General features: G+C 67.1%; 11 protein-coding genes. 3 read left to right on the forward strand and 8 right to left on the reverse strand.

Annotation, left to right across the window (positions count from 1 at the left end):
- Positions 1-71 precede the first annotated feature (71 nt).
- The 7 genes from Y706_RS0109650 to Y706_RS0109685 all read right to left on the reverse strand — a co-directional run bounded on the left by Y706_RS0109650 (position 72) and on the right by Y706_RS0109685 (position 6925).
- Positions 72-590 (reverse strand): DinB family protein, encoded by a 519-nt coding sequence (locus tag Y706_RS0109650; RefSeq protein ID WP_028276433.1) that lies wholly within the window; start codon positions 588-590, stop codon positions 72-74.
- Between the two features lie 176 nt (positions 591-766).
- Positions 767-1378 carry a DUF305 domain-containing protein gene (locus tag Y706_RS0109655; RefSeq protein ID WP_028276434.1) on the reverse strand — a complete coding sequence of 204 codons (612 nt, stop codon included), beginning with the start codon at positions 1376-1378 and terminating at the stop codon, positions 767-769.
- A 760-nt stretch (positions 1379-2138) separates the two neighbouring features.
- Positions 2139-3590, reverse strand: coding sequence for a multicopper oxidase family protein (locus Y706_RS0109665; protein WP_084476053.1), 1452 nt, complete (start codon positions 3588-3590; stop codon positions 2139-2141).
- Between the two features lie 8 nt (positions 3591-3598).
- A complete protein-coding gene (locus tag Y706_RS0109670) occupies positions 3599-3856 on the reverse strand; it encodes an SHOCT domain-containing protein (protein WP_028276437.1) in 258 nt (85 codons plus the stop codon).
- Between the two features lie 175 nt (positions 3857-4031).
- A complete protein-coding gene (locus Y706_RS0109675) occupies positions 4032-5435 on the reverse strand; it encodes an MBL fold metallo-hydrolase (RefSeq protein ID WP_028276438.1) in 1404 nt (467 codons plus the stop codon).
- Positions 5436-5558: 123 nt separating this feature from the next.
- Positions 5559-6317: a sulfite exporter TauE/SafE family protein gene (locus Y706_RS0109680; RefSeq protein WP_028276439.1), complete on the reverse strand. Its 759-nt coding sequence runs from the start codon at positions 6315-6317 to the stop codon at positions 5559-5561.
- Positions 6314-6925, reverse strand: a complete 612-nt coding sequence (locus Y706_RS0109685; protein ID WP_028276440.1) for a rhodanese-like domain-containing protein — start codon at positions 6923-6925, stop codon at positions 6314-6316. Before Y706_RS0109685 ends, Y706_RS0109680 begins: the two co-directional genes overlap by 4 nt.
- Before the next feature lie 126 nt (positions 6926-7051).
- Between Y706_RS0109685 and Y706_RS0109690 the strand changes: the two genes are divergently transcribed.
- A complete protein-coding gene (locus tag Y706_RS0109690; protein ID WP_028276441.1) occupies positions 7052-7309 on the forward strand; it encodes a metal-sensitive transcriptional regulator in 258 nt (85 codons plus the stop codon).
- Positions 7310-7483: 174 nt separating this feature from the next.
- Entirely contained in the window at positions 7484-7867 is a 384-nt protein-coding gene (locus Y706_RS0109695; RefSeq protein WP_028276442.1) for a VOC family protein, read from the forward strand.
- 119 nt (positions 7868-7986) lie between these two features.
- Here Y706_RS0109695 and Y706_RS0109700 read toward each other — a convergent pair whose 3' ends face one another.
- On the reverse strand, positions 7987-10515 hold the full coding sequence (locus Y706_RS0109700) for a DNA gyrase/topoisomerase IV subunit A (protein ID WP_028276443.1): 2529 nt from the start codon (positions 10513-10515) through the stop codon (positions 7987-7989).
- 67 nt (positions 10516-10582) lie between these two features.
- On the opposite strand from Y706_RS0109700, the gene Y706_RS28050 reads away from it, so the two are divergent.
- Positions 10583-12319 (forward strand): GNAT family N-acetyltransferase (locus tag Y706_RS28050; protein ID WP_043435788.1); only part of this gene is annotated, 1737 nt, incomplete at its 3' end.

Genomic DNA, 12319 nt, shown 5'->3' on the forward strand with positions numbered 1-12319 from the left:
GGCTGAGCAGCGCCGGAGAACGGCCCCGCCGGCCGTCCGCGTGGCTGCCGTCCGCGCGCCAGTTCTTCGCGTTAGCCGTCCACGTCGTGGAGGTGGTGGACGACGTCGTGCAGGAAATACTGCGCGAAGGTCAGGACAGTGAACACTGAGCCGTTGCTCCGGGTCCCCAATCGGACCCAATCCTCCTCCTGAACCCGTGCGAAGGACGCGGCAATCTGCTCGCCCTCCGCCGTCAGCTCGATGCCGACCTGGGCTGGATCAGCGTTGGCGTAGTCCTGCTCGATTGCCGTCTTGTCCTGGTCCCAGTCATCGAACCGGGCATGGTCCTCGGACAACATGAGGGACAGGCGGTGATCGAAAAGTGTGAAGACGTCCCGGACGTGGGAGCCATACTCGAGGACGGACCACGTGGCCTCGTTGGGCCGTTCCGTCGCGTCCGGCCGTCGGAGGGCTGCACGCCACCGCGGGAGCATGCTGATGACGATCCCCGGCACCGTGGCCGGGGTCGCGGTGGAGGCATCGAAACCGCACTCGGGGCAGGGCTGCGACAGGACCCAAGTCCAGTCCTTGGAATCCGGAATGATAGGCATTCCAGCAGTGTAGGTGCATTCGTTCCGCCGGGCATCCCGGCCCGTCGCTGCAGCCGGTGCGGCACCCAGGTACGAGGCCAAAGCAGCACCGCCGTCGGCCGATGCTTCGGACTGCGTCGGCCGGGGCCGCCCAGTTGACGGCCCCGGTCCGAAGGCGGACCGGGGCAGGGACGCTGCTAGAGGCTGGCCAGCAGGTCCTTCATCTCCTGGATTTCAGCTTCCTGGGCGGTCACGATTGCCTTGCTGAGGCTGAGGGCGTCCGGGTTCTTGCCTTGGCTGCTTTCAGTCTTGGCCATCATCACCGCGCCCTCGTGGTGGACGATCATCTGGGCCAGGAACAACTTGGCCGCGTCGGCGCCCTGGGCGGCATCGAGCTTCTTCAGGTCGTCGTCGCCCATCACCCCGTCACCCATGCCATGGCCGGACGCCATCTGGGCTGGTTCGTTCCAGGTCTTGAGCCAGCCCGTCATCTGCGCGATTTCGAGTGCCTGTGCGGCCTTGATCTTTGTGGCGAGCGCGGTGATCCGCGCGTCCATGCCCTGCTTCCTGAGCATCATGTCGATCATTTCCACGGCCTGGGCGTGGTGCGGGATCATCCCTTGGGTGAACATGGTGTCTGCCGCGTTGTGGCCCGCGGTTGCGGGCGCTGAGCTTGACGACATGCCCATGCCGCCGCTGCCCATGCCCGGCATGGTGCCGGCGGGTGTGCTTCCGGAGGTGCCGGCGCAGCCGGCAAGGGCGATGGCGGCGGAAATGCCGAAGGCAGAAATGGTCAGGGTTTTTTTCATGGGGTCAGGTCCTTCAATCATCAATCGGCGTTGTGGCACGCCTGCGGATGACACGCCCGTGCCGCTGGAAGAACGGGATGGAGCGTGTCGGGTAAGTGGGGACGCCGGGCACGACACGGCGCGCTTCCGTCTTACGTCCGGCTGATGGACAGATCGCCCGGCGAAGGACTTGCGGGGAGATAGCAGTAGGCCCTGACGGCGGCGTCGCCGTGCGTGTCCGGGTTGTGCATCGAGGCCGGCGCCATGCCAGGCGGGGGCGCGGCCAGGGACGTCATAGCCGCCGAGGGCACACAGGCCGAGTGCATTGACGCAACGGCGGCGCAGTTCGATTGGCATATGCACGACACCGCGGGGGCAGCGGCCCGGCTGTCGGCCGTCAGGTCGGGACCGGCTGGGGTCGCAGGGCGCGGAGCCAAGGAGTCATGGCCCATGGTGCGCTCTTGCAGGGCATGGGCGGCCGGATGAGGTGCGAGGTTGGTCTCCGGCCGGGAAGATGACCCCGCGGCTTCCGCGGAGGATGTCACCGCGGTCATGGCATGAGCGCCATGCATTCCGGTCATGATGTGCATCCCGAGGAATCCAGCCACGACGGCCAGCAGGCCCACTAGCAGGAATCCGCGGCGAAGGGCGGTTGCGGCATGGCTCATGAAAGCTGCGGCCATGGCATTCTCCCTCCGGTTGGCAGTGTTGGATGGTAGCCAGGTCAAGGCTACAGGCTGGGCATTTGCCGGGCCGTCGTCGGGATACTTGCTCCCGGTGGCTAGCGGACTTCGATGACGCCCATCATTCCTTGGTCCTCGTGGTCCAGGATGTGGCAGTGGTACACGGAGCGGCCGGTGAAATCCTTGAAGTGGATCCGGACCCGCACCTGTCCGTTGGCGGGTATGTTGACGACGTCACGCCAGACGGGCTGGCCCGGCGTCTGGCTCTGTTCCTCGATGATCTGCATCGGCCAGACGTGCAGGTGGAAGGGATGGTCCATCGGGCTGGGATTGATCAGGGTCCACTCCTCCACCGTCTGCGCGGCCACAGTGGTGTCCGTCCGGCTTGCGTTGAATTCACGGCCGTTGATGGTGAAACTCATTCCCATCCCCATGCCCATGCCGCCGACGGCGAAGGTCAGCTGCCTGCGGGCGGCAACGGCCGCGGTCCTCAGGTCTGCCGCTGCGGTCCGGGACGGCACCGCCGGAGGAGGAGCGGCCGGGGCGCCGGTGACCGAGAGGGTCGCCAGCACGAGATCTCCTGTGCCCTGGGCGCTGTTGGGGGCTGGCCCTGCCAGTCCCATCATGCCGGCCATGCTGCCACGGTTGTAGTAGACGGCACTGAGAGTGGCGTCGCCCTCGACAGCTGTGACCAGGACATCTGCACGGTTGCCCGGCGCCAGCAGCACCTCGTCCGCGTTCCGGGGTGTGGGGAAGCGGCCGGAATCGATGCCGAGGAGCTGCATCTGCTGCCCGTCCAGGCGCAGCTGCAGGTAGCGCGCCACGCACGTGTTCACGATCCGCCACCGCTCACGCTCGCCCGGCCGGGCGGAAAGTTTCGGGTTGCTTTGTCCGTTGACCAGGACAAGTTCACCTTCCCGGCCGAGCATCCGGTCCATGGGCGAGGGACCGGCGACGGTTCCGGAGCCGTCCAGGGTGATGTCAGAGACGACCATCACCCGCTCGCGGCTGACGTCCACGGGCTGTGCGTCCTCGACGATGATCGCACCGAACAGCCCGGCGAAAATCTGATCGGCGACCATGCCGTGATGATGGGGGTGGTACCAGTACACGCCGGGCGGATGGTCCGCAGGGAGCCGGTATTCGTAGCGGAAGGAGTGGCCGGGCTCGACGACGTTGAAAACGTTGTCTCCGTTGCCCTGGGGTGAAACGTGGAGTCCGTGGACGTGCAGGTTTGTCGGGACGTCCATGCTGTTGACCAGTTCGACGGCGATCACGTCCCCACTCCTCAAACGCAGGGTTGGGCCGGGGATTCCGCCGTTGTAGCCAAGCGCCGAGGCCTGCTGGCCGCCGAGCTGCACTGAGCCAGCGGACGCTTCGAGCCGGACCTGCAACCGTCCGTTGCTGCTGCGCAGCTGCTTCGGGTCGGTGAAGTCTCCGCCCGCGACGGCCGCGAACCGGGAACTGACCGTCCACCAGAGCCCGGCTCCGCCGGCGGCCATGGCTGCCGTGCCGAGGCCGCCCAGCAGGAGCGCGTTCCGGCGGCTCATTGGGAGCACTATTGGTCCTCGCCGAGAACCTTTAGCTGCTCGCGGTATTGCTCCGCCGTCAGTTCACCCCGGGCAAAGCGTTCATCGAGGATCTGCCGGGCCCGGCTCCTGCCGGGGTAGGGACCCTGCGGTCCCTGCATCCCGCCGTGAGTGCCGCCTCCGGCAAACATGCGCACGGCGACCAGTACCAGCAGCGCTACGCCGATGAGCAGGAGTACGCCCCACATCCACATCCAGCCCATATTCATGCCGTAGCCCCACATCAAGACCGGTGCCCTTTCGCCTCAGACCATTGTTCTATTCCGATTCTTTGGCCGACCTCGGCTGCCCGGTAGAGTCCGAAGGCCTTCCCGCCCCGGGAGCCTTCGATGCCGTCCGGGGCGGTCTCCGTTGGCTTCGCGTGCCTCTGGCCGGCGTGGCGACGGACGTCCCTTCCCAGGGTCAGCGGGATGAGGCCACGGAGGGCCGGTGGGCGGCCCAGGCCGCGTAGCTGCCGTCGAGTTCAACGATGTCGTACCCGGCGCGGCGCAGGGCGCTGGCCGCGACGGAGTTGCGGATGCCGCTTTGGCAGTACGTCACGATAGTGCCTCCGGCCGGGAGTTCGTCGAGGTGCCACATGACGCGGCCGCCGCTGAGCTGGTGGGATCCGGGGATGTGTCCGGCCAGGTGCTCGGTGCGGTTGCGGACGTCCAGCACCATCGCAGCGTCAAAGTCGGCCAGATCGGCAGGCTGGATCAGCCGCGGAGTAGACGTTGGCAGGCCTTCGACGCCGGTGAGGTAGCCGGCGATGTTGTCGATGCCGACGCGGACCAAGTGATCCCACATCTCTTGGGCCTGCTCCGGCCCGGCGGCCAGCAGAACCAACGGGTTCTTATCGGTTTCCGGGTTCACGACCCAGGCGCCGTAGCTGGCCACTGACTTGCCGGCGGGGATGTTCAGGGAGCCGGTGACGGTGCCCTCGTGGACCTCGGTGTTGGAGCGGGTGTCTATGAAGGTTGCCTTGTCCGCAGCCAGATCCCTGGCCACGGCGGCGATGTCCAGCTCCTGCAACGGGGCACGTTCCCTCAAAATTGCCGGGCCGATACGGTTTTCGCGCTTCATCCGCCCGAAGTAGGCGTGGGCGTCCGGCTGGCCGTCGAGAAGCTCATTGACGAACCCCTGCTCGTCGTTCGCGGCGAGGTACGGGCCCCACCAGGCGTAGAGCCGTTCGTAACCGACGGTGGTGGAGGGGATGGCGCCCAGGGCCTTGCCGCAGGCGCTGCCGGCGCCGTGGGCCGGGTGGACCTGGACGTAGTCGGGCAGGGTCAGGAATTTGTCCCGCAGACTGGCGAAGAGCTGCCTGGCACCCTCAAACCGGGTGTCCACGCCGCCGGCCGCTTCGTCCAGCAGGTCCGGGCGCCCCAGGTCACCGGAGAAGACGAAGTCGCCGGAGAGCAGGTAGCCGGGCTGGTCGCTGAAGGCGCCGTCAGTCACCAGGAAGGACAGGTGCTCCGGGGTGTGGCCCGGGGTATGCAGAGCCTGGATGGTGATGTTGCCGAGGGCGATCCTGTCGCCGTCGTAGAGCCGTTCGCCGTCGAATTCGTACTGCCAGTCCGGGCCGCCTTCGCCGGAGACGTAGATCGTGGCGCCGGTGGCGGCGGCCAGCTCGCGGGTGCCGGAGAGGTAGTCGGCGTGAATGTGGGTTTCGGTGACGGCCACAATCTTCATGCCGTTCTTCTCGGCCAGTTCCTGGTAGACCGCGATGTCCCGGCGGCCGTCCACAACTACAGCCTCACCCTTGGCCTGGCAGCCAATCAGGTAGCTGGCCTGGGCGAGGTCTTCATCGTAAATGCGCTCGATAAGCATTGGTGTTCTCCTTCGTGGGGGAAGTTTGGTATCTGATCCTGCGTGCCGGCTGTGCCAGGTTTTCGGTAGGGCGTTAGGGGTCCCGCTGGAGCTTCTCCAGCGGGAGGGTTGGGGGTTGGCGGGTCAGGCGGTGACGGTGCTCGTTGTGACCCATGCCGCTACGACAAAGATGAGCATCGCGAAGGAGACCCGGATGTGCTTGTCCTGCAGCCGGCGGGCAAGCCGGGCAGCAAAGAGGGATCCAAGGATGGCCGGGACCGCGAAGCTCAGGACCGTGGGCCACTCGATCGTGAAACCTGCGGCGTGGGCCCCGAAGCCCGCCGTCGAATTGATCACAATGATGGCCAGGGAGGAACCGACTGCCTGTTTCATGCGCAGCCCCAGGAACAGTGTGAGAGCCGGGGTGATCAGGAACCCTCCGCCCACGCCCAGCAGCCCTGTGAGGAACCCGACCAGGAGGCCAACCCCGACGGCCTTTGGGGCGCAGGTGCGGAAAGCCCTGGTGGGCCCGATGCTGCAGGAACCGTCGGTTTCCTTGGTCCGCGCGAGCATCCGGATCCCCGCGATCACCATGATGGCAGCGAAGGCGAGCATCAGGATGTTCGGATCAAGCAGGCGGCCCAGGGCGGTTCCGGCCCAAGCGGCAGGGATGCCCGCGGCACCGACAATCAGGACCACTGGCCAGTTGATGCCCTCACGGAGCCTGGGCACCAGTGCCGCCAGGGACGAGATGCCCACCACGAGCAGGGAGGTGGGAATGGCCTCCGCGGGGCTCATGCCCACGCCGTAGACCAGGGCGGGAACGGCGATGATCGACCCGCCGCCACCCACCACACCGAGAACGATGCCGACGACGAGCCCCAGAGACAGGGCCGCGATCATGCTGCCGGAGTCTGCTCAGCCGGAACAACCGGGAGGTTCATGATGGCGGTTTCGCGCGTGGGCTCCGTGGCGGACTTGTTCCACGGCATGGCCGAGATGGCCCGGCCCATGGCGCAGGTGTTGGTCGCCGCGGAAAAGGTCAGGCCGGCGCCGATGACGCCGGCAAGCGTCCGGATCCTGGGGGAGACGAACTTGCCGCCAGCCAGGCCGAGGACCACCAGCGACCCGGCGGCGAGACGGACCTGCCGCTCCAGGTCCCAGCGTTCCTTGCCCTTGACCACGTCACCCTCGGCCGCTGCGAAGCCGGGGACGCCGCCGGTCAGGACGTAGGCCGTATTGACGCCGGAACTGCCGAGGCGCTGCCGCGCCTGTTCAGCGCGGGCCCCTGACTGGCAAACGAGGACGACGCGGCTGCCCAGACGGGCGGCGAGCTCATCGGTGTGTTCGGACAGCAGCGGCAGCGGCACGTTGTATGACCCGCGGATGTGCACGGACTCGAACTCAGCGGCCGAGCGGACGTCAATGATCATGAGGTCTTGATGCTCGGTGACCCAGCTGCGCAAGGTCTCCGGAGCGAGAGCGGAAATGGCGGTGGAAGGCGAAATCATGGCGGGGCCTCTCGAAAGGGGTCGTGGGTGAATACCCCACCGAGTATGGCAGATACCCATGGGGGTATGCAAAATACCCGGTGGGGTATATGGTGATGGCAAGCCCCCTACGCCTTTGGAGACCTCATGCAACTCGATCCGACTGAACTAACCCCCGTGGTCAACCGCCTCAAGCGCGCCCAGGGTCAGCTCGCTGCTGTGACCCGCATGCTGCAGGAGGGCGGGGATTGCAGGGCCATCGTCACGCAGTTGGCGGCCGTCTCGAAGGCTCTGGACAAGGCCGGATTCGCGATCATCGCCAGCGGACTTGAGCAGTGCCTCGTCCGCGAAGACACCACCATGGACCGAAAGGAGCTCGAAAAGCTCTTCCTCTCCCTCGCCTGACCAACAGGGGACATCTCGCCTAACCAGCGGCAGACATCAGGGCGCCGTGTCGGCGCAGTTTCCCCACCAACGCCCCCGCCGGCCAAGGAAATCAGCGTCGCGGTTTCTCAGGTACGTGGGGGATGTGGAGGAGTATCATTCCTTCCGGGGGGCGGGCCTGGAAAGAGAATAGCCATGCTCAAGGACAAGCAAGTCGGCGCAGTGCTACCGGCAGCGGACATCGCGCGTGCACGGGATTTCTACCGCGATAAGCTCGGGCTCGAACCCGAGAACGCGGATGCCGAGGATAACCTGCAGTACAAGTGCGGCGGCGGTACCGGGTTCCTCCTGTACCAGACGCCTAATGCCGGAACGGCCAAGAACACGCAGATCGGCTGGGTGGTCGATGACCTTCCGGGTGCAGTTGCGGAACTCCGGGCCAAGGGAGTCGTCTTCGAAGAATACGACTTTCCGGGCCTAAAAACGGAGGACGGCATCGCCAGCACCCCTGACGGAAGCACGGCCGCGTGGTTCCTGGACACGGAGGGCAACATCCTGAGCCTGAACCACATGGCCTAGCGCCGGTCCACAGGATGCGGCGGGGCTTCCGGGACTGAGGTCGCCGGAGGCAACGCCTGATCACGAAGCCCGGCTGGAGCGCGACAGCGCCGCCGGCCGGGTTTCGTTCGTCCGCGGTCCTACGTGTCGTTGCCGGCTTCCGGGTCCTCTGACCACGCCATGCTGGGTCCAATGGCGTCGATCGCCTGGGACAGTGGAATGCCGGAGCCGTCGCGGCGGCCATGCTCGCCGGGGAGTGAGCGCGCCACACCTGCCAGGGAGGACGCCTTGGCCGGACCGTGCCCAGCCCAGCCGAGCAGCAGCGTGTCCTCGCCCTTGAGGAAACGGTGTGCCCGTACCCCGGCAGTCGCCCGGCCCTTGACCGGGTACTCGGCCAGGGCGGTGACCTTCGCGGCCCCGGGGGCTGTGCCCGGCAGCGCGCCTTCGGTCCCCGCGATGGTCACGACGACGGCGGCGGCGTCAGCGGGGCTGGCGGTCCCGAAAAACATCACCCGGTCCCCGGCGGCCAGCTTGATCCCGGCCATGCCGCCGGCCGTCCGGCCCTGCGGGCGGACGGAGGAGGCACTGAAGCGCAGCAGCTGGGCCTGGCGCGTGATGAAGACGAGGTCGTCGTCGTCGGACCCGGCGGGGGCAACGCCCACCACGGTGTCCTTGTCTTTGAGCGCGATCGCTTCCCAGTCTTCGCGGTTCAGCGGATAGTCCGGCTGCACCCGTTTGACCACGCCCTGGGCCGTTCCGATTGCCAGGACCTGGTCCAGCGGCGCGAAAGCCACCAGCGATTCCCCCTTGAGCAGGGTGATGAAATCCTTGGCCGCTACCCCGCCGGCCATGTTGGGGGTGCCCGAGGTTGGCGGCAGCACAGGCATGTCCATGACCTGCAGGCGCAGCATGCGGCCCTGCGAGGTCACGGCGGCGATCTCGCCGCGGGCGGTGGTTTTGACCACGGAGGAGAAAACGTCGTGCCGGGTCCGCGGTCCGGCCTCGGCCAGGCTGTCCTGGTTGGCGGTGCGGGCAATCTGTCCGGACACGGTGAGGATGGCCCAGCAAGGATCGTCCGCGATCTCAAGGGCCAGCGGTGCGGCCTTGCCCTTGGCCCCGGCGGCTGCGCCCAGTGCCGCGGCGACGGTGGGGGAGACGGCCTCGGATTCCAGCAGGACGGTCCGGCGCGGTGTGCCGTACTTCTCCGCGATCTCGCCGAGTTCGTCGGACACCAGGGCACGGAGCAGCACGGGGGAGCCCAGGATCGCCTCAAGCTCCGCGATCTCCCGGCGGAGCTCCTCCTGCTCCTTCTCCAGCTCGACCCGCGAATACTTGGTCAGCTGCCGCAGCCGCAGTTCCAGGATGTAGTTGGCCTGGATCTCGGAGAGATCGTAGATGGACATCAGCCGGGTACGGGCCTCGGCCACCTCGTCGGAGGACCGGATGATCTGGATGACCTCGTCAATGTCCACGATCGCGACCAGGAGGCCTTCGACCAGGTGCAGGCGGTCCTTCTTCTTGCCCAGCCGGAACGCGGTGCGGCGCCGGACCACGTTGATCCGGTGGTCCACGTAGACCGAGAGCAGCTGGAGCAGCCCGAGGGTTTGCGGCTGGCCGTCGACGAGCGTCACGTTGTTGATGCCGAAGGAGTCTTCCATCGGGGTGTAGCGGTAGAGCTGCTGGAGCACGGCAGTGGGGTTGAAGCCGTTCTTGAGCTCAATGACCAGGCGCAGGCCGTGCTTGCGGTCGGTGAGGTCCACGACGTCGCTGATGCCGGTGAGCTTCTTGCCGTTGACGGCATCCTTGATCTTCTCGATCACCTTTTCCGGGCCCACCATGTACGGCAGTTCCGTGACCACCAGGCCGGTGCGGCGGGCCGAGAGCTGCTCGATGTCCACCTTCGCCCGGGTCTTGAAGGAGCCGCGGCCGGTGGCATAGGCGTCGCGGATGCCGTCCAGGCCCACGATCCGGCCGCCGGTGGGCAGGTCCGGGCCGGGGACGAACCTCATGATGTCCTCGAGCGTGGCGTCCGGGTTGTCGATCAGGTGCCGGGCCGCGGCGATGACCTCCACCAGGTTGTGCGGGGCCATATTGGTGGCCATGCCGACGGCGATGCCCGTCGCGCCGTTGACCAGCAGGTTGGGGAACGCGGCCGGCAGCACGTCCGGCTGGGTCAGCTGGTTGTCGTAGTTGGGAACGAAATCGACGACGTCCTCGTCGAGGTGGTCGGTGAGGGTCAGGGCCGCGGCCGCCAGCCTGGCTTCCGTGTAGCGGGGCGCCGCCGGGCCGTCGTCGAGCGAGCCAAAGTTGCCGTGTCCGTCGATCAGCGGCAGCCGCAGGGAAAAGTCCTGGGCCATGCGCACCATGGCGTCGTAGATCGCGGCGTCACCGTGCGGGTGCAGCTTGCCCATGACCTCGCCCACCACGCGGGCGCTCTTGACGTGGCCGCGGTCCGGGCGCAGCCCCATGTCGGACATCATGTAGAGGATCCGCCGCTGGACGGGCTTCAGGCCGTCGCGGGCGTCGGGGAGGGCCCGCGAATAAATCACCGAATAGGCGTATTCGAGGAATGAGCCTTCCATCTCGGACGTGACATCGATATCGACGATGTTCTCAACGAAATCCTGGCTGGGTTCCCCTGCCGGGGGCGTGGTTTGGCGGCGTGCCATAAGGCTGGTGGATCCTTCTGAGGGGTGCTGAACGGGTACTGCGTAAGTTTATGACTAGGCTAAGCCTATGGTGGATCAGCCGGCGGACGGCGTATATCCGGAATATTGGGAAGCCGATGTTGTCCTGCGCGACGGCGGCACGGCGCATGTGCGCCCCATCCACCCCTCCGATGCAGATGCGGTCCAGGCCTTCCACGTGGGCCAGTCCCAGAAGTCCATCTACATGCGCTTCTTCGCCTTCAAGTCCAAGCTTTCCAGCAAGGAACTCAAGCGCTTCACCGAGGTGGACTACAAGGACCGGGTGGCCCTGGTGATCACCATCGGCGGCGAAATCCTGGGCATCGGCCGTTACGACCGGCTCGATGACCCGGCCGAGGCCGAGGTCGCCTTCAACATCGCCGACGCCCACCAGGGCCGCGGCATCGGCTCGATCCTGCTCGAACACCTCGCCGCCGCGGCCCGCGAGAACGGGATCCGCAAGTTCAGCGCCGAGGTGCTTCCGGAGAACCGCAAGATGCTCATGGTCTTCTCCGACGCAGGCTACGACGTCAAACGCCACTTCGACGACGGCGTCGTCAGCCTCGAGTTCAACATCGACCCCACCGACAAATCCCGCGCCGTGATGGAATCCCGCGAGCACCGCGCCGAGGCCCGCAGCATCCAGGAACTGCTCGCCCCGGCGTCCGTGGCCGTGATCGGAGCCAGCCGCAAATGGGGCACCGTGGGCTACCAGCTGCTCGAGCACGTCATCGAAGGCGGCTTCAGCGGCCCGGTCTATGCGATCAACCCGGAGGCCCTGGAACTGGCCGGCATGCTCTCCTTCGCCCGGCTCTCCGAGGTTCCCGGCCCGGTCACGCTCGCCATCATCGCGGTCCCGTACGACGAGGTCCCCAAGGTGGTCCAGGAATGCGCGGCCGCCGGGGTCAAGGGAATCGTGGTGGCCACCGCTGGGTACGCGGACGACGGCGAACGCGGCCTGGCGCGCCAGCGCGAACTGGTGCGGCAGGCCCGGGAAAACGGCATGCGCGTGATTGGCCCGGCGTCCCTGGGCATCGTCAACACCAACCCGGCCGTGTCCCTCAACGCCTCGATGGCACCGGCCCTGGCCCGCCGCGGCGGCCTGGGGCTGTTCAGCCAGTCGGCCGCGATCGGCGTCTCCCTCTACGCGGCCTCCAGCCGGCGCCGGGTTGGCATCTCGACCTTCCTTTCGGCCGGCAACCGGGCCGACGTCTCCGGCAACGACATGATGCAGTACTGGGAAGATGACGCCGACACCACGGCGGTGGGCCTGTACCTGGAATCGATCGGCAACCCGCGCAAGTTCTCCCGGCTGGCCCGCCGCCTTGCCCGCACCAAACCGGTGATTGTGGCCAAGTCCGACGCCATGGGCCTGAACCTGCCGCCCGGTCATGCCGTCCGCACCACCCAGGCGCCCTCGGAAGCGCTGGACGCCATGATGCGGCAGGCGGGGGTGATCCGGGTCGAGACCATCGAAGAGCTCATGGACGTCGCCCAGATCGTCTCGAGCCAGCCGCTGCCCGGGGGCCCCGGCATCGCCGTCTTCAGCAACTCGCGCGCCCTTGGCAAGGTGGTCGCGGACAGTGCCGCCCGCCAGGGGCTCGGCGTGGAACGGATCGTGACCGACGTTGACCTCGATGCGGGCATGTCGCGGGCACTGCCGGCCCTGCGGCGGAGCCTGCAGGAAACCCTGACCGCGGACACGGTGTACGCCACGGTGGTCGCGCTGCTGCCGGCGCACGGTCTCACCGTCGAAAAGATCGCCGGTGTGCTGGCCGAATGCTCC

The organism is Arthrobacter sp. I3 (genome assembly GCF_000520575.1).
Lineage (GTDB): Bacteria > Actinomycetota > Actinomycetes > Actinomycetales > Micrococcaceae > Arthrobacter > Arthrobacter humicola_A.

Coding starts and splice junctions, on each gene's coding strand:
- Y706_RS0109655 (WP_028276434.1), bottom strand. CDS start 1,378: ATGAAAAAAACCCTGACCATTTCTGCCTTCGGCATTTCCGCCGCCATC.
- Y706_RS0109700 (WP_028276443.1), bottom strand. CDS start 10,515: ATGGCACGCCGCCAAACCACGCCCCCGGCAGGGGAACCCAGCCAGGAT.
- Y706_RS0109675 (WP_028276438.1), bottom strand. CDS start 5,435: ATGCTTATCGAGCGCATTTACGATGAAGACCTCGCCCAGGCCAGCTAC.
- Y706_RS0109690 (WP_028276441.1), top strand. CDS start 7,052: ATGCAACTCGATCCGACTGAACTAACCCCCGTGGTCAACCGCCTCAAG.
- Y706_RS0109650 (WP_028276433.1), bottom strand. CDS start 590: ATGCCTATCATTCCGGATTCCAAGGACTGGACTTGGGTCCTGTCGCAG.
- Y706_RS0109685 (WP_028276440.1), bottom strand. CDS start 6,925: ATGATTTCGCCTTCCACCGCCATTTCCGCTCTCGCTCCGGAGACCTTG.
- Y706_RS0109695 (WP_028276442.1), top strand. CDS start 7,484: ATGCTCAAGGACAAGCAAGTCGGCGCAGTGCTACCGGCAGCGGACATC.
- Y706_RS0109665 (WP_084476053.1), bottom strand. CDS start 3,590: ATGAGCCGCCGGAACGCGCTCCTGCTGGGCGGCCTCGGCACGGCAGCC.
- Y706_RS0109680 (WP_028276439.1), bottom strand. CDS start 6,317: ATGATCGCGGCCCTGTCTCTGGGGCTCGTCGTCGGCATCGTTCTCGGT.